Raw genomic sequence first — 17021 nt, forward strand, 5'->3', positions numbered from 1 at the left:
GCGTGTGAAAACGGAAGGTCACGGATTATGCCACGACCAGCGGCCTCTGGTGCCCCTCGTCGTGCTGACGTGCGACTTATGGGCAAATGCCGGTGACGGCATAGGTGCGTACCATAGCGGGGTAATATGGCACTTCAACGGCCAGTTGTTGCCTGATGTGTGTCGTTGCAAGTCGATTGTCCGGGAACCCCGCGTTATGCAAACCGCCTACACCGTTCTTATCCTGCTGATGCTGGTCAGCGTTTCGCGTCTTGTCGGGCGTGTCATTCCCCTGCCGTTACCCTTGGTGCAGATTGCCGCCGGAGCCCTGCTGGCCTGGCCTACGCTGGGGTTGCACGTGGCACTGGACCCGGCGCTGTTCCTGTTTCTGTTCCTGCCACCGTTGTTGTTCTCCGATGGCTGGCGCATGCCCAAGCGTGAGTTGTGGCGGCTGCGTGGCCCGATCCTCACGTTGGCGGTGGGGCTGGTGCTATTCACCGTGGTGGGTGCCGGATACTTTATTCATTGGCTATTGCCTTCGATCCCGCTGCCGGTGGCTTTTGCCCTGGCGGCCGTTTTGTCGCCGACGGATGCCGTGGCGGTGTCGGCCATTGCCCAGAACCGTCTACCCAAGCCGCTGATGCACATGCTGCAGGGCGAAGCCTTGATGAATGATGCTTCGGGTCTGGTGACGTTCAAATTCGCCTTGGCGGCGGCATTGACGGGGGTGTTTTCCCTGGCGGATGCCAGCCTGACATTCGTCCTGGTGGCCTTGGGTGGCCTGGCGATTGGTGTGGCGTTGAGCTGGCTGGTGGGGCGCCTGCGCGCCTGGATGATCGCGCGAGGCTGGGATGACCCGGCCACCCACGTGGTGTTCATGTTGCTGCTGCCATTTGCAGCTTATGTGCTGGCCGAGCGGCTAGGCGCGTCGGGCATTTTGTCGGCGGTGGCGGCGGGCATGATGCAAAGCTGGCTCGACCTGTTGCCGCGCCAGACCAGCACCCGCTTGCTCAACCGCAGTGTCTGGTCGCTGCTGGAATTTGCCTTCAACGGTTTGATCTTCCTGCTGCTGGGTCTGCAATTGCCGGACATCATCAAGGCGGTGGTGAGCCATGAACCGACGCTATGGCCGACGTTGCTGTATCGCTGCCTGGATGTGGTCGCGATCTTTCTGGTGCTGGTGATCCTGCGATTCATCTGGGTGCAGAGCATCTGGCGGTTGTCGGGCTTGTTGCGCAGGCTGCGTGGGAAAAGCGAACTGACCCTGGTACCTACAGCCCGCTCCTGCTGGTTGCTGACCGTCGGTGGGGTACGCGGTGCGGTGACCTTGGCCGGTGTGATGTCGGTGCCTTTACTGCTGGCGCCGGGGCAAGACTTCCCTGAGCGTGACCTGCTGATCTTTATCGCCGCCGGCGTGATCCTGCTCTCATTGGTCGCTGCCTGCATTGCCTTGCCGTTGCTGCTGCGCGGCATCGAGCAGAGTCCCGATGAAAAGCGCCATCGCGAAGTGCGTGAGGCTTGGAAGAAGACCGCCGTGGCGGCGATTCATGCCCTGGAAGCCGAGGAACCGACAGAAGCCGCGGCTCCCGACGCTGCCCAGGCGGCACTGGCTACGGAACTCAAGGCGCGGCTGATGTCGGAATATCGCCACCAGTTGGAGGTCTTCAACGACTCAGCCGAAGCCCAGGCGTTGGCGCAGCAGATGGACTTGCTGGAGCGCAAGTTGCGGCTCAAGGCCTTGCGGGCGCAGCGGTTGGAGTTGTACAGCTTGAGCCGTCATCACCAGATAGGTGATGACGTGTTGAGGGAGGTGTTGGCGGATCTGGATATGAGTGAGGCGAACCTGGGCCATGTGAAATGACCCAGAAAGCGCTTAGCGTCGACGCTGGATGAACGCGCGAATCCGCTCGGCGGCTTCCACACACTCCGCCAACGGCGCAACCAGCGCCATGCGCACACGGCCGGCGCCGGGGTTGAAGCCTTGCACTTCGCGTGACAGGTAGGAGCCCGGTACTACGGTCACATGTTCTTCAATGAACAAGTCACGGCAGAATGCGGCATCGTCGCCGTTCACGTTCGGCCACAGGTAGAAACCGCCATCCGGACTTTGCACGTCCAGCACCGGCTTGAGAATCGCCAGCACGGCATCGAATTTCTCACGATACAGGTCGCGGTTGGCCTGCACATGGGCTTCATCCTGCCAGGCGGCAATGCTCGCCAGCTGGGTTTGTACCGGCATTGCGCAGCCGTGGTAGGTACGGTACAGCAGGAAGGCCTTGAGAATGTCGGCGTCGCCGGCCACGAAACCGGAACGCAGGCCCGGCAGGTTGGAGCGCTTGGACAGGCTGTGGAACACCACGCAGCGTTTGAAGTCCTGGCGGCCCAGCTCGACGCAGGCGCTCAGCAGGCCCGGCGGCGGGGTTTGTTCATCGAAGTACAGTTCGCTGTAGCACTCGTCTGCGGCGATGACGAAGTCGTATTCGTCGGCCAGGGCGATGAGTTTTTTCAGGGTTTCGACGGGGATCAACGCGCCAGTCGGGTTGCCGGGCGAGCACAGGAACAGGATCTGGCAGCGCTTCCAGATGTCCGGCGTCACGGCATCGAAGTCCGGATTGAAACCGTTGGCGTCCAGGCACGGCAGGTAGTGCGGTTTGGCACCGGCCAGGAACGCAGCGCCTTCGTAGATCTGGTAGAACGGGTTCGGGCTGACCACCAGGGCGTCGTCACCGCGGTTGACCACGGTTTGGGTGAAGGCGAACAGCGCTTCACGAGTACCGTTCACCGGCAGGATATTGCGCGCCGGGTCCAGCCAGCCCTTGGGCACGTTGAAGCGCCGCTCGCACCACGCGCCGATGGCCTCGCGCAGGGCCGGGATGCCCAGGGTGGTCGGGTAGACCGCCATCTGGTCGAGGTTGTCAGCCAGGGCCTTGGCCACGAATTCCGGGGACTTGTGCTTGGGCTCGCCGATGGACAACGCAATCGGGCGCTTGTCCGGGTTCGGCGTAACGCTGCCCAGCAAGGCGCGCAGTTTCTCGAACGGGTAGGGCTGCAACTGGTTCAGGGCGTTGTTCATGTAAGCCTCAATCACCGTAAACACCGACCTGTGGGATCGTGTTCACAAAGTTAAAAATTCAAAAGGTCAGGCGTGTCAGTTCGACACCGGGTTCCTGGGTCACGCTCAGTTGCTGCACGATGGCCTCCTGCAAGCGCAGGCACAGCTCGGGGTCGGACAGCGGGTGGTTGTCGGCATCGGTGATGAAGAACACGTCTTCCACGCGTTCGCCCAGGGTCGCAATCTTGGCGTTCTGCAGCGACAGGTCGAACTCCAGGAAAATCCCGCCGATACGTGCCAGCAGGCCGGGACGGTCCGGCGCGCTGAGCTCCAGTACGGTGACCGGGCGCTGGGCGTCGTTGGAGATGGTGACCTGGGGCGCAAAGGCAAAGTGCTTGAGCTGGCGCGGCACCCGGCGCTGGATGATCGTCGGGTAGTCGGCAGGGTTGCGCAGGGCTTCGGTCAGGCCTTCGCGGATCTTTTTCACTCGCACCGGGTTATCGCCAATCGAGTCGCCATCGGTATCGAGCACGATGTAGGTGTCGAGGGTGAACTGGCTGCTGGAGGTGATGACCCGGGCGTCATGGATGTTCAGGTTGAGCTGGTCCATGGCGGCCACCGTCACGGCGAAGAAGTCGTGTTGGTCCGGCGCATAGATGAAGATCTGTGTGCCGCCTTCGAATTCGCGCTGGGTGGTTTCCTTGATCAGCACCAGCGGGCCGCCATCGGCCGGCTGCTGCAGGATGGCGTCGGTGTGCCAGGCCACATCACCGGCGGTGTGGCGCAGGAAATAATCATCGCCCAGTTGCGACCAGAGCTGCTCGACGTCGTCGGGGTCGTTGCCACCGCGCACCAGGATGTCCAGGGCCGCGCTTTGGGTGCGGCGGATCTGTTCTTCGCGGTCCACCGGGTTTTCCAGGCCACGGCGCAGGGCGCGCTTGGTCTCGGTGTACAACTGGCGCAGCAGGCTGGCGCGCCACGAGTTCCACAGTGTGGGGTTGGTGGCATTGATGTCGGAGACGGTCAGCACATAGAGGTAGTCGAGGCGAGTTTCATCACCCACGATGCCGGCGAAGTCGTGGATCACCTGCGGGTCGGACAAGTCCTTGCGTTGGGCCGTGGTCGACATGACCAGGTGGTTCTGCACCAGCCAGACGATCAGGCGGCTGTCCCACAGCGGCAATTGGTGGCGCTGGCAAAAAGCCTCGGCATCCACCGCACCGATTTCCGAGTGATCGCCATGCCGGCCCTTGCCGATGTCGTGGTACAGGCCCGCCAGGTAGATCAACTCGGGCTTGGGCAGCTTGGCCATGAGCTTGCTGGCCAACGGGAATTTCTCCGACACCTGTGTGTACTGCAGCTTACGCAGGTGCTTGATCAGGTTCAGGGTGTGGGCGTCTACCGTATATATGTGGAACAGGTCATGCTGCATCTGCCCGACGATAAAACCGAACTCCGGCAGATAGCGCCCGAGAATGCCGTAACGGTTCATCCGGCGCAGGTTGCGGTGGATGCCGATCTTGCACTTGAACAGTTCGATAAACAGGCTGGTGTTGCGGATGTCGTTGCGAAACTCGTCGTCGATCAGGTGACGGTTTTCTCGCAGCAGGCGAATAGTGTCGGCGCGTACGCCTTTGATTTCCGGCTGCTGGGCCATCAGTACGAAAATCTCCAGCATCGCGAACGGGGTACGACGGAACACGTAATCGTTGCGTGCCTCGATATAGCCATCGTGCAGCTGGAAGCGTGCATTGATCGGTTGCGGCGGCGCTTCGTCATCGGGAGCCAGGATCACTTCTTCGAAGTGCTGGATGATCAGGTCGCTGAGCTGGGCAATGCTCATGACGACGCGGTAGTACTGCTGCATGAAGCTTTCAATGCTGGTCTTCGCGTCTTCGCCTTCAAAGCCCAGCAGGGCGGCGATGGAGCGTTGATGATCGAACAGCAGGCGGTCTTCGGCGCGTCCGGCGAGCATGTGCAGGGCGTAACGGACTTTCCACAGGAATTCCTGGGAGGACGCCAACAGCGCGTTCTCACTCTCGACGAGGAAGCCTTCACCCGCCAGTGCCCGCAGGTTCAGGGTGCCGTACTGGCGGCGGGCGACCCACAGAATGGTCTGGATATCCCGCAAGCCGCCCGGTGAGCCTTTGACGTTGGGCTCCAGGTTGTATTCGGTGTCGTTGTACTTGTGGTGCCGGGCTTTCTGCTCGGCGCGCTTGGCCAGGAAGAAGTCCTTGCTTGGCCACATATGTGCAGTGCTGGTGACTTCCAGCATGCGCTGGCGAAGACGTTCGGGGCCGGCGATGGTGCGGCTTTCCATCAGGTTGGTGATTACCGTCAGGTCGGCGCGGGCCTCTTCGGCGCATTCGTCAACCGAGCGCACGCTCTGACCGACTTCCAGGCCGATGTCCCACAGCAAGGTCAGAAAACGCTCGATGGAATCGCGAAAGATCTCGTGGTCGGCGCCGTCCATCAGGATCAACAGATCGATGTCGGAGTAGGGGTGCAATTCGCCGCGCCCGTAGCCGCCGACGGCCACCAGGGCGATGTCGGCGTCTTCACTCCAGCTGAACTGTTCCCAGGCTTTCTGCAGGATGTTGTCGACGAACCAGGCGCGGTCCTCGATCAGCCGGCGGATGTCCCGGCCTTTGCGAAAGCGCTCATCGAGCACCTCGCGGGCCTGGCGGATAGCCTTCTTGAAGGCGGCGATGGGGCTTGCCTTCAGTGCCAGCTCCGCCTGGAACTGGCCACGGTCGAAGAGTTCGGGGTCCACCTGGGGCATCGATTGGCTTTCCTTTCTATCTATCAGTCAGTCACAACAGTGTTTGGGAAAACCAAACCAGGCCTTACGCCGAAAGGCGCGGGATCGTGTCGTCCGAGCGCAGGGTGAAGATCTCGTAGCCGGTTTCGGTGACCAGCAAGGTGTGTTCCCACTGGGCGGAAAGCTTGCGGTCCTTGGTGATTGCGGTCCAGCCGTCGCCCAGCACCTTGGTATCGGCCTTGCCCTGGTTGATCATCGGCTCGATGGTGAAGGTCATGCCTGCCTTGAGCTCCATGCCGGTGCCGGCGCGGCCGTAGTGCAATATCTGCGGCTCTTCGTGGAACACCTTGCCGATGCCGTGGCCGCAGAACTCGCGAACCACCGAGAAGCCGTTCTTTTCGGCGTGCTTCTGGATCACTTCGCCGATGTCGCCCAGGCGGCAACCGGGCTTGACGATCTCGATGGCCTTGTACATGCATTCCTGGGTGACCTGGGATAGGCGCTCGGCCCAGACCGGCACATTGCCGACGTGGAACATGCGGCTGGTATCGCCGTGGTAGCCGTCTTTGATCACGGTGACGTCGATGTTCAGGGTGTCGCCGTCTTTCAACGGCTTGTCGCCTGGAATGCCATGGCAGACCACGTGGTTGATCGAGGTGCAGATCGACTTGGGGAAGCCCTTGTAGTTCAGTGGGGCCGGGATCGCCTTCTGGACGTTGACGATATAGTCGTGGCAGATGCGGTCCAGCGCCTCGGTGGTAACGCCGGGCTTGACGTGTTCGGCGATCATTTCCAGCACGTCGGCAGCCAGTTTGCCGGCAACGCGCATGCCTGCGATGTCTTCGGCGGTTTTCAAGGTAACGGTCATACAGGCTCTCTCTAGCGCGATGCGCTGAAATCAATACGGTTCACGGTGTGCGGCAATAAAGGTTACAAAAAACGCACAAACCCCAAGAAACGCGATTCTAACAGACGATGGCGTCAAATCATGAGCCTCTGATGATCGCTTCTCTCTATAAGGTTGGGCCTTGCCGGCGCGATTCAAAGGCTCAGGTATAGGCGATAGGCGGCAAATGTCATTGCGGGTTTCGTTTTTTGACTGCGTGTGGTATAAAATGCGCCGCTTTCCGGGGATGCCCCGTGAAGCTTAAATCCACACACGTGTCGACACGATGACCTGGGTGCCGGAGGCCTTGATGCCGCTGGTTGGTCATTGGGATACGTGGAGGCCAAACCCGACTTATTAAGGAACTATCATGTCCCAAGTCAACATGCGCGATATGCTGAAGGCCGGTGTGCACTTCGGTCACCAGACCCGTTACTGGAACCCGAAAATGGGTAAGTACATTTTCGGCGCGCGTAACAAGATCCACATCATCAACCTTGAAAAAACCCTGCCAATGTTCAACGAAGCTCTGACTTTCGTAGAGCGTCTGGCCCAGGGCAAAAACAAGATCCTGTTCGTCGGCACCAAGCGTTCCGCTGGCAAGATCGTTGCTGAAGAAGCAGCACGTTGCGGTTCGCCGTACGTCGATCACCGCTGGTTGGGCGGCATGCTGACCAACTTCAAGACCATCCGTGCTTCCATCAAGCGTCTGCGTGACCTTGAAGTACAAGCCGAAGACGGTACTTTCGCCAAGCTGACCAAGAAAGAAGCGCTGATGCGCTCCCGTGACCTGGAAAAGCTCGATCGTTCCCTGGGTGGTATCAAGGATATGGGCGGTCTGCCTGACGCACTGTTCGTAATCGACGTTGATCACGAGCGCATCGCGATCACCGAAGCCAACAAGCTGGGCATCCCGGTTATCGGCGTAGTCGATACCAACAGCAGCCCGGAAGGCGTTGACTACATCATCCCAGGCAACGATGACGCAATCCGCGCTATCCAGCTGTACATGGGTTCGATGGCTGACGCTGTAATCCGTGGTCGCAACCACGTTGCTGGCGGTACCGAGCAGTTCGCTGAAGAAGCTCCGGTAGCTGCCGCTGAGTAATTGACGCCCTGGCGTTGACTCAGTAAGCAAAAAGGGGGCTTGGCCCCCTTTTTGCCACCTCGAAAACCATTTGTCGGCGCCCACTTGTGGCAGTGCAACATAGCGACTGTAACGTGCAGCGGCCTACAAGGGAGATTCGGGAAGAATTGAACGCCCGTTTGATCGGGTGGAATGGTTGAAAACCTATCCAAGAGGATTTTGAAATGGCAGAGATTACTGCAGCGTTGGTTAAAGAACTGCGTGAGCGTACTGGCGAAGGCATGATGGATTGCAAAAAGGCCTTGACCAAGGCTGGCGGCGACATCGAAAAAGCCATCGACGACATGCGTGCTTCCGGCGCCATCAAGGCTGCCAAGAAAGCAGGCAACGTGGCTGCTGAAGGCGCAATCGCTCTGAAAGAAGACGGTAAATCCGCAGTGCTGCTGGAAGTGAACTCGCAGACCGACTTCCTGGCTCTGCAAGACGACTTCAAGGCATTCGTTGCTGAAAGCGTTGAAAAAGCGTTTGCCGACAAGCTGACTACCGTTGAGCCTCTGATCGAAGCTCAAGAAGCAGCTCGCCTGGTACTGGTCGGCAAGGTTGGCGAAAACGTCAACATCCGTCGCCTGACCCGCGTAGAAGGTGATGTGGTTGGTGGTTACCTGCACGGCAACAAGATCGGCGTAGCCGTTGTTCTGAAGGGCGGCGACGTTGAGCTGGCCAAAGACATCGCTATGCACGTAGCGGCAACCAACCCTGAGTTCCTGCTGCCATCGGAAGTTTCCGCTGAAGCGATCGAACGTGAGAAGGGCGTGTTCCTGACCCTGAACGCCGACAAGATCGCCGGCAAGCCGGAAAACATTGTTGAGAACATGGTCAAAGGCCGTATCAGCAAGTTCCTGGCTGAAGCGAGCCTGGTTGAGCAGGCGTTCGTCAAGAACCCTGAAATCAAGGTTGGCGAACTGGCTAAGAAAGCCGGTGCTGAAATCGTTTCCTTCACTTACTTCAAAGTAGGCGAAGGCATCGAGAAGCCGGTCGACAACTTCGCTGAAGAAGTTGCTGCCCAGCTGGCTGCCGCCAAGCAATAAGACAGTTTTCAACTGTCGCCGAAAGAGGCTGCCCGCTCACGCGCGCAGCCTCTTTTCAAATGGGAAGGCCAATTTTATTTGGTTTCCTTTCGGAACTGGCTTACAAAGCCGTGTTCCGATGGCGCTGTGATAGCGTCCAGCTAGAGTGAACGCAAGCCGTAAACGGCTCGCCAAGAATTTTTTAAAAAATACGCCGCAGGAGAGATTCGCAATGGCTCAGCAGGGCAGTGGTTATCAGGCTCGCTATAAACGCATTCTACTCAAACTTAGCGGCGAGGCCCTGATGGGCTCGGAAGAGTTCGGGATCGATCCCAAGGTGCTCGATCGCATGGCGCTTGAGGTCGGCCAGTTGGTCGGTATCGGTGTTCAGGTTGGCCTGGTGATCGGTGGTGGTAACCTGTTCCGTGGTGCGGCGCTGAGTGCCGCCGGTATGGATCGGGTCACTGGCGACCACATGGGCATGCTGGCCACTGTGATGAACGCCTTGGCCATGCGTGACGCCCTGGAGCGTGCCAATATCTCGGCTATCGTGATGTCGGCTATTTCCATGGTCGGCGTGACCGATCACTATGATCGTCGTAAAGCCATGCGTCACCTGAACTCCAAGGAAGTGGTGATCTTTGCTGCCGGCACGGGCAACCCGTTCTTCACGACCGATTCGGCTGCGTGCCTGCGCGCTATCGAGATCGATGCCGATGTCGTGCTTAAGGCGACCAAGGTGGACGGTGTGTACACCGCAGACCCATTCAAAGACCCGCATGCCGAGAAGTTCGATCATCTGACCTACGATGAAGTGCTGGATCGCAAGCTGGGCGTGATGGACCTGACCGCTATTTGCCTGTGCCGCGACCACCAGATGCCGCTGCGCGTATTTAACATGAACAAGCCCGGCGCCCTGCTGAATATCGTACACGGCGGCGCAGAAGGGACTTTGATCGAGGAAGGCCAACAATGATCAACGAAATCAAGAAAGACGCCCAAGCGCGTATGCAGAAATCCCTGGAGTCTCTGAGCCACGCATTTGGCCAGATTCGTACCGGCAAGGCGCACCCGAGCATTCTGGGCAGCGTCATGGTGCCTTACTACGGCGCTGACACTCCGCTGAGCGGCGTGGCCAACGTGACGGTCAAGGACTCGCGCACCCTGCAAGTCGTGGCGTTCGAGCGCAACATGCTCGCCGCCGTCGACAAGGCCATCCAGAGCGCCGGCTTGAACCTCAACCCGACCAACCTGGGTGAGTTGCTGTTGATCTCCATGCCGGCCCTGACTGAAGAAACCCGCAAGGGCTTCACCAAGCAGGCCCGCAGCGCAGCCGAAGATGCGCGTGTTGCCGTGCGCAATATCCGTCGCGATGCGCTGGGTGACCTGAAGAAGCTGGTCAAGGACAAGGAAATCAGCGAAGACGAAGAGCGTCGTGCCGTCGCCGATATCGACAAGTTGACCAAGGACGCCGAGGCGCAGATCACCAAGGCTACCGAGGAAAAAGAAAAGGACCTGATGGCCGTATAAGGGGTCAGGACGCCTTCATGGAAAAGACCAAGCAGACTGTGCCCTCCGTGGTACCGCGCCATGTCGCGATCATCATGGATGGGAATAATCGCTGGGCGAAAAAACGCTTTATGCCGGGTGTTGCCGGGCATAAAGCGGGTGTCGATGCGGTGCGCGCCGTGATTGAGGTGTGTGCCGAAGCCAAGGTTGAAGTGTTGACGCTGTTTGCCTTCTCCAGCGAGAACTGGCAGCGGCCCGCCGATGAAGTCAGTGCCTTGATGGACCTGTTCTTCAAGGCGCTGCGGCGTGAGGCCAAGCGCCTCAACGATAACAACATCAGTCTGCGCATCATTGGTGATCGCTCGCGGTTCCATCCGGAACTGCAAGCGGCCATGCGCGAAGCCGAGGCAATGACTGCTGGCGCCAACCGTTTTGTGCTGCAGATTGCAGCCAACTACGGTGGCCAGTGGGATATCGCCCAGGCTGCGCAACGGCTGGCCCGCGAAGTGCAGGCCGGGCATCTGCGGCCGGAAGACATTACGCCCGAACTGTTGCAAACCTGCCTGGTAACCGGCGACCTGCCGTTGCCTGACTTGTGCATCCGTACCGGTGGCGAGCACCGCATCAGCAATTTCCTGTTGTGGCAGTTGGCCTACACCGAGTTGTACTTCTCCGACCTGTTCTGGCCGGACTTCAAACACGATGCCATGCGTAATGCGCTGGCCGATTTCGCTTCCCGTCAGCGTCGCTTTGGTAAAACGAGCGAGCAGATCGAAGCTGGAGCCCGGGTTTAAATGCTTAAACAACGAATCATCACGGCACTGATCCTGCTGCCGATTGCCTTGTGCGGTTTTTTCCTGCTCGACGGTTCCGGCTTTGCGCTGTTTATCGGCCTGGTCGTAACACTCGGGGCCTGGGAATGGGCGCGCCTGGCGGGTTTCAATGCCCAGGCGCCACGTGTGGCGTACGCGGCATTCGTGGCGCTGTCGCTGTTCCTGATGCATACCCTGTCGAGCATCATCGTGCCTTGGGTGTTGGGGGCGGCGGTGCTGTGGTGGGCGCTGGCGACCTACCTGGTGCTCACCTACCCACGGACCAGTGGCCAGTGGTCCAGCGTGGCATGCAAGCTGGTGATCGGCTTGTTGATCCTGCTGCCCGCCTGGCAAGGCCTGGTGGAGATCAAGAATGCGTCCATGGGCAACTGGTTGATCATGGCGGTGATGGTATTGGTCTGGGGCGCGGATATCGGCGCCTATTTCTCCGGTCGGGCGTTCGGCAAGCGCAAGCTGGCGCCGGCGGTCAGTCCGGGCAAGAGCTGGGAAGGCGTGTACGGCGGCCTCGCATTGACGCTGGCGATCACGCTGGTGGTCGGCGTTGTGCGCGACTGGTCGGTGAAGGAAATCTTCCTGGCGCTGTTGGGTACGGCCATTGTCGTGTTCATTTCGGTGGTGGGTGACCTCACCGAAAGCATGTTCAAGCGCCAGGCCGGTATCAAGGACAGCAGCAACCTGCTTCCGGGGCATGGCGGTGTATTGGACCGTATCGACAGTCTCACCGCGGCGATTCCGATCTTTGCCGTGTTGTTGTGGATGACTGCCTCGTGAGCCGTCTGCAGCAAGTCACCGTACTGGGGGCGACTGGTTCGGTAGGGCTGAGTACCCTGGATGTGATTGCGCGTCATCCTGATCGCTATCAAATATTTGCCCTGACCGGTTTTAGCCGCCTGAGCGAGTTGCTGGCCCTTTGCGTTCTCCACTCGCCACGCTTTGCTGTGGTGCCCGAGGCGGCGCTGGCGCGTGGTTTGCAGGATGACCTGCGCGCTGCCGGCCTCGCCACTCAGGTATTGGTGGGGGAGGCGGGGTTGTGCCAGGTGGCGGCCGATGCCGAAGTGGACACCGTCGTGGCTGCCATTGTCGGCGCAGCGGGTTTGCGTCCGACGCTGGCGGCGGTCGATGCAGGCAAGAAGATTCTGCTGGCCAATAAAGAAGCGCTGGTTATGTCCGGCGCGCTCTTTATGCAGGCGGTGCGCAAGAGTGGCGCGGTGTTGCTGCCTCTCGACAGCGAACATAACGCGATTTTCCAGTGCATGCCGGGTGATTTCTCCCGTGGCTTGAGCCAGGTTGGCGTGCGTCGGATTCTGTTGACCGCTTCCGGTGGGCCGTTCCGGCAGACGCCTCTGGCTGAATTGGAGCATGTCTCTCCGGATCAGGCCTGTGCACACCCCAACTGGTCCATGGGGCGCAAGATTTCCGTGGATTCGGCGAGCATGATGAACAAGGGGCTGGAGCTGATCGAGGCTTGCTGGCTGTTTGATGCTCGGCCGGATCAGGTCGAGGTGGTGGTTCACCCGCAAAGTGTGATTCATTCCCTGGTCGATTACGTGGATGGCTCGGTGCTGGCGCAGTTGGGCAACCCAGACATGCGTACGCCCATCGCCAACGCCCTGGCGTGGCCGGAACGCATTGATTCCGGTGTGGCGCCGTTGGACCTGTTTGCAATTGCGCGCCTGGACTTCGAAGCGCCGGACGAGCAGCGTTTTCCTTGTCTGCGCCTGGCGCGCGAGGCAGTGGAGGCGGGTAACAGCGCGCCGGCGATGCTTAATGCGGCCAATGAGGTGGCGGTCGCGGCCTTTCTTGAGCGGCGCATCCGTTTTCCGCAGATCGCGAGTATTATCGAGGATGTCCTGGCTCGGGAGCCGGTAGTGGCTGTCAACGACCTGGGCGCCGTGTTTGAAGCGGATAGGAAGGCCCGCGGCCTGGCCGAGCAATGGTTGGAACGCAATGCGCGTTAGCCTGTAGGTGCGGTTGAGCCCGCAGGCACTGGATTGAAAGGCGGAGAAATTAGATGAGTGCGCTTTATATGATTGTCGGCACCCTGGTTGCTCTGGGTGTGTTGGTGACCTTCCACGAATTCGGCCACTTTTGGGTGGCGCGTCGTTGCGGCGTCAAAGTACTGCGCTTTTCAGTCGGTTTCGGCATGCCCTTGTTGCGTTGGCATGACCGTCGTGGCACCGAGTTCGTGATTGCCGCCATACCATTGGGTGGCTACGTCAAGATGCTCGACGAGCGCGAAGGTGAAGTGCCGGCCGACCAGTTGGATCAGTCTTTCAATCGCAAGACCGTTCGTCAGCGTATCGCGATCGTCGCCGCCGGTCCGATCGCCAACTTCCTGTTGGCGATGGTGTTTTTCTGGGTGTTGGCCATGCTGGGCAGTCAGCAGGTGCGTCCGGTTATCGGTGCGGTCGACGCAGACAGCATGGCGGCCAAGGCTGGCCTGGCCGCGGGGCAGGAAATTGTTTCCATTGATGGCGAACCAACCACCGGTTGGGGAGCGGTCAATTTGCAGCTGGTGCGGCGTCTGGGCGAGAGCGGTACCGTCAGTGTTGTGGTTCGCGACCAGGACTCCACGCTTGAGACTGCGCGCGAACTGGCCCTGGATCACTGGCTCAAGGGCGCGGATGAGCCTGATCCGATCAAGTCCCTGGGGATTCGCCCGTGGCGACCGGCTTTGCCGCCAGTGCTGGCGGAGCTGGATCCGAAAGGTCCGGCCCAGGCCGCAGGTCTGAAAACCGGTGATCGCCTGTTGGCCCTGGATGGCCAGGTGCTCGGTGACTGGCAGCAAGTGGTCGATCTGGTACGTGTACGGCCCGATACCAAAATTGTGCTGAAAGTTGAGCGTGATGGTGCTCAAATCGACGTCCCCGTAACCTTGTCGGTTCGTGGGGAGGCCAAGGCCGCCGGGGGTTACCTGGGGGCGGGGGTCAAGGGTGTCGAGTGGCCGCCATCGATGGTGCGAGAGGTCAGCTTCGGGCCGCTGGCCGCGATTGGCGAGGGCGCGAAACGCACCTGGACCATGAGCGTGCTGACCCTCGAATCCCTCAAAAAAATGTTGTTCGGCGAGCTCTCGGTAAAAAACTTGAGTGGGCCGATAACCATTGCTAAAGTGGCGGGCGCTTCTGCCCAGTCGGGTGTCGCGGATTTCCTGAATTTCCTGGCTTATCTGAGTATCAGCCTTGGGGTTCTGAATTTGCTGCCTATTCCAGTACTGGATGGGGGGCATCTGCTGTTTTATCTGGTCGAGTGGGTGCGTGGTCGCCCCTTGTCGGATCGGGTGCAGGGTTGGGGGATACAGATCGGTATCAGTTTGGTGGTTGGAGTGATGTTGTTAGCTCTGGTCAACGATCTGGGACGACTGTAACGCTTCGCTGAATTGCGAATCTGCCGCATTTTGCGGCAGTTTGTTTATTGCCAGTTGGAATAAGAAAGGACTTCATGAAACGTCTGCTGCTAACTGCGGTTCTCACCGTATTGATGATCGCCGAAGTTCACGCCGAGTCCTTCACTATCTCCGATATTCGCGTCAACGGCCTCCAGCGGGTTTCCGCAGGTAGCGTCTTTGGTGCCTTGCCGTTGAACGTCGGGGAACAGGCTGATGATCGTCGCCTGGTGGAATCCACTCGTGCGCTGTTCAAAACCGGGTTCTTTCAAGATATCCAGCTGGGTCGCGAAGGCAACGTCCTGGTTATCACGGTCGTTGAGCGGCCTTCCATCTCCAGTATCACGATCGAGGGCAACAAGGCGATCTCCACTGAAGACCTGATGAAGGGCCTCAAGCAATCCGGCCTGGCCGAGGGCGAGATCTTCCAGCGCGCCACCCTTGAGGGTGTGCGTAACGAACTGCAACGCCAGTACGTTGCCCAGGGCCGCTACTCCGCGACCGTGGAAACCGAAGTCGTCCCCCAACCGCGTAACCGTGTCGGCCTGAAGGTCAACATTAACGAAGGTACGGTAGCGGCCATTCAGCACATCAACGTGGTGGGCAACACCAAGTTCGCTGATGAAGACCTGATCGACCTGTTCGAACTCAAGACCACCAACTGGCTGTCGTTCTTCAAGAACGATGACAAGTACGCCCGTGAAAAACTGTCCGGTGACCTGGAACGTCTGCGCTCCTACTACCTGGACCGCGGCTATATCAACATGGACATCGCTTCGACCCAGGTGTCCATCACCCCGGACAAGAAGCACGTCTACATCACCGTCAACGTCAACGAAGGCGAAAAGTACAAGGTTCGTGACGTCAAGCTCAGCGGCGACCTGAAAGTACCTGAAGACCAGGTGAAGTCGCTGTTGCTGGTGCAGAAGGACCAGGTGTTCTCGCGCAAGCTGATGACCACCACGTCCGAGCTGATTACCCGTCGCCTGGGTAACGAAGGCTATACCTTCGCCAACGTCAACGGCGTACCGACCCCGCATGATGATGACCACACCGTGGACATTACCTTCGTGGTCGACCCGGGCAAGCGTGCCTACGTGAACCGCATCAACTTCCGTGGCAACACCAAGTCTGCGGACGAAGTGCTGCGCCGTGAAATGCGCCAGATGGAAGGTGGCTGGGCGTCGACCTACTTGATCGACCAGTCCAAGACCCGTCTTGAACGCCTGGGCTTCTTCAAGGAAGTCAACGTCGAAACCCCGGCCGTCCCAGGTGTGGATGACCAGGTTGACGTGAACTACGCCGTTGAAGAACAAGCCTCGGGTTCGATCACCGCCAGCGTCGGCTTCGCACAGAGCGCGGGCCTGATTCTGGGTGGCTCGATCACACAGAACAACTTCCTCGGTACGGGTAACCGTGTGTCTGTCGGCCTGACCCGAAGCGAATACCAGAGCCGTTATAACTTCAGTTATACCGACCCCTACTGGACTGCCGACGGTGTGAGCCTGGGCTACAACGCCTTCTATCGCACCACTGACTACAAAGACCTCGACGTCGACGTTGCAAGCTATGCAATCGACAGCATGGGTGTGGGTGCCAACATTGGTTACCCGATCAGCGAGACCTCGCGCCTGACCTTTGGTCTGACCGCGCAACAGGACAAGATCAAGACCGGTGTGTACACCGTGGATGAGATCTTTGACTTTGTTCGTAAGGAAGGCGATCAGTTCACGAACTTCAAGGCGTCGGCCGGCTGGTCCGAGTCGACCCTGAACAAAGGTGTGCTGGCGACCCGTGGTCACTCCCAGAGCTTGACGCTGGAAGCCACTACGCCGGGCAGCGACCTGTCGTTCTTCAAGCTCGACTACCGTGGCCAGTTGTTTCAGCCGCTGAGCGATAACTACACCATGCGCCTGCACACTGAGCTGGGTTATGGCGATGGCTATGGTTCCACCAGTGGTCTACCGTTCTACGAGAACTACTATGCAGGTGGTTTCAACTCGGTTCGCGGCTTCAAGGACAGCACCCTGGGCCCACGTGGTACGCCGAGCCGTGGTGTGGGTGTGACAGGTAACCAGGGCACAACTGTTGACTCGGACGACAAGCCATTGCCATTCGGTGGCAACGTACTGATCCAGGGTGGTGCGGAAATCCTGTTCCCGCTGCCGTTTGTCAAAGATCAGCGTTCCCTGCGTACTTCGGTCTTCTGGGATGTGGGTAACGTGTTCGACTCCAAGTGCGAGCAGATCACCAACCCGAGCGGCGTGAAGTCCAACACCCAGTGCAATGATGTTAGCCTGTCCAACCTGGCGAGCTCCGTTGGCGTAGGTGTGACGTGGGTAACTGCGCTTGGCCCGTTGAGCTTTGCTCTGGCCATGCCGGTCAAGAAACCGGATAACGCTGAAACCCAGATTTTCCAATTCTCCCTCGGCCAGACGTTCTAAGCGTCTGACCCAAGATAACGA

Annotated in this window: 13 protein-coding genes; 10 read left to right on the forward strand and 3 right to left on the reverse strand. The window is 59.4% G+C overall.

What is annotated here, in order from left to right:
• Positions 1 to 196: 196 nt before the first annotated feature.
• Positions 197 to 1840, forward strand: coding sequence for a Na+/H+ antiporter (locus C9383_RS00730; protein ID WP_090366397.1), 1644 nt, complete (start codon positions 197 to 199; stop codon positions 1838 to 1840).
• A gap of 12 nt (positions 1841 to 1852) precedes the next feature.
• Here the strand turns inward: C9383_RS00730 and dapC are convergent, their stop codons facing one another.
• The 3 genes from dapC to map form a co-directional block, all read right to left on the reverse strand.
• Positions 1853 to 3052 carry a succinyldiaminopimelate transaminase gene (dapC, locus tag C9383_RS00735; RefSeq protein WP_060754033.1) on the reverse strand — a complete coding sequence of 400 codons (1200 nt, stop codon included), beginning with the start codon at positions 3050 to 3052 and terminating at the stop codon, positions 1853 to 1855.
• A gap of 58 nt (positions 3053 to 3110) precedes the next feature.
• Positions 3111 to 5813: a [protein-PII] uridylyltransferase gene (locus tag C9383_RS00740; RefSeq protein WP_060754034.1), complete on the reverse strand. Its 2703-nt coding sequence runs from the start codon at positions 5811 to 5813 to the stop codon at positions 3111 to 3113.
• A gap of 64 nt (positions 5814 to 5877) precedes the next feature.
• Positions 5878 to 6660, reverse strand: a complete 783-nt coding sequence (gene map / locus C9383_RS00745) for a type I methionyl aminopeptidase (RefSeq protein WP_060754035.1) — start codon at positions 6658 to 6660, stop codon at positions 5878 to 5880.
• A gap of 388 nt (positions 6661 to 7048) precedes the next feature.
• Between map and rpsB the strand changes: the two genes are divergently transcribed.
• The 9 genes from rpsB (at position 7049) to bamA (ending at position 17000) form a co-directional block, all read left to right on the forward strand.
• Positions 7049 to 7786 carry a 30S ribosomal protein S2 gene (gene rpsB / locus C9383_RS00750; protein ID WP_003172263.1) on the forward strand — a complete coding sequence of 246 codons (738 nt, stop codon included), beginning with the start codon at positions 7049 to 7051 and terminating at the stop codon, positions 7784 to 7786.
• Positions 7787 to 7989: 203 nt separating this feature from the next.
• Complete coding sequence (gene tsf / locus C9383_RS00755) at positions 7990 to 8853, forward strand: translation elongation factor Ts (RefSeq protein WP_060754036.1); 864 nt, start codon at positions 7990 to 7992, stop codon at positions 8851 to 8853.
• A gap of 211 nt (positions 8854 to 9064) precedes the next feature.
• Entirely contained in the window at positions 9065 to 9808 is a 744-nt protein-coding gene (gene pyrH / locus C9383_RS00760) for a UMP kinase (protein ID WP_060754037.1), read from the forward strand.
• Complete coding sequence (gene frr / locus C9383_RS00765; RefSeq protein WP_016974404.1) at positions 9805 to 10362, forward strand: ribosome recycling factor; 558 nt, start codon at positions 9805 to 9807, stop codon at positions 10360 to 10362. The genes pyrH and frr overlap by 4 nt, the downstream gene beginning before the upstream one ends.
• Positions 10363 to 10379: 17 nt before the next feature.
• On the forward strand, positions 10380 to 11135 hold the full coding sequence (uppS, locus tag C9383_RS00770; protein ID WP_060754038.1) for a polyprenyl diphosphate synthase: 756 nt from the start codon (positions 10380 to 10382) through the stop codon (positions 11133 to 11135).
• The gene (locus C9383_RS00775) at positions 11136 to 11945 is read left to right on the forward strand and encodes a phosphatidate cytidylyltransferase (protein WP_090366395.1); all 810 of its coding nucleotides are present in this window, start codon (positions 11136 to 11138) and stop codon (positions 11943 to 11945) included.
• Positions 11942 to 13132, forward strand: a complete 1191-nt coding sequence (gene ispC, locus C9383_RS00780; protein WP_090366394.1) for a 1-deoxy-D-xylulose-5-phosphate reductoisomerase — start codon at positions 11942 to 11944, stop codon at positions 13130 to 13132. Before C9383_RS00775 ends, ispC begins: the two co-directional genes overlap by 4 nt.
• Before the next feature lie 53 nt (positions 13133 to 13185).
• Positions 13186 to 14538, forward strand: coding sequence for a sigma E protease regulator RseP (rseP, locus tag C9383_RS00785; RefSeq protein ID WP_060754041.1), 1353 nt, complete (start codon positions 13186 to 13188; stop codon positions 14536 to 14538).
• A 74-nt stretch (positions 14539 to 14612) separates the two neighbouring features.
• Entirely contained in the window at positions 14613 to 17000 is a 2388-nt protein-coding gene (bamA, locus tag C9383_RS00790; protein ID WP_090366392.1) for an outer membrane protein assembly factor BamA, read from the forward strand.
• Positions 17001 to 17021 lie beyond the last annotated feature (21 nt).

This window comes from Pseudomonas palleroniana, from assembly GCF_003031675.1.
GTDB lineage: Bacteria > Pseudomonadota > Gammaproteobacteria > Pseudomonadales > Pseudomonadaceae > Aquipseudomonas > Aquipseudomonas palleroniana.

Bases quoted from the DNA above. Each gene is read 5' to 3' on its own strand.
- bamA (WP_090366392.1), top strand. From the start codon at position 14,613: ATGAAACGTCTGCTGCTAACTGCGGTTCTCACCGTATTGATGATCGCC.
- C9383_RS00775 (WP_090366395.1), top strand. From the start codon at position 11,136: ATGCTTAAACAACGAATCATCACGGCACTGATCCTGCTGCCGATTGCC.
- dapC (WP_060754033.1), bottom strand. From the start codon at position 3,052: ATGAACAACGCCCTGAACCAGTTGCAGCCCTACCCGTTCGAGAAACTG.
- pyrH (WP_060754037.1), top strand. From the start codon at position 9,065: ATGGCTCAGCAGGGCAGTGGTTATCAGGCTCGCTATAAACGCATTCTA.
- map (WP_060754035.1), bottom strand. From the start codon at position 6,660: ATGACCGTTACCTTGAAAACCGCCGAAGACATCGCAGGCATGCGCGTT.
- rseP (WP_060754041.1), top strand. From the start codon at position 13,186: ATGAGTGCGCTTTATATGATTGTCGGCACCCTGGTTGCTCTGGGTGTG.
- C9383_RS00730 (WP_090366397.1), top strand. From the start codon at position 197: ATGCAAACCGCCTACACCGTTCTTATCCTGCTGATGCTGGTCAGCGTT.
- C9383_RS00740 (WP_060754034.1), bottom strand. From the start codon at position 5,813: ATGCCCCAGGTGGACCCCGAACTCTTCGACCGTGGCCAGTTCCAGGCG.
- frr (WP_016974404.1), top strand. From the start codon at position 9,805: ATGATCAACGAAATCAAGAAAGACGCCCAAGCGCGTATGCAGAAATCC.
- uppS (WP_060754038.1), top strand. From the start codon at position 10,380: ATGGAAAAGACCAAGCAGACTGTGCCCTCCGTGGTACCGCGCCATGTC.
- tsf (WP_060754036.1), top strand. From the start codon at position 7,990: ATGGCAGAGATTACTGCAGCGTTGGTTAAAGAACTGCGTGAGCGTACT.
- rpsB (WP_003172263.1), top strand. From the start codon at position 7,049: ATGTCCCAAGTCAACATGCGCGATATGCTGAAGGCCGGTGTGCACTTC.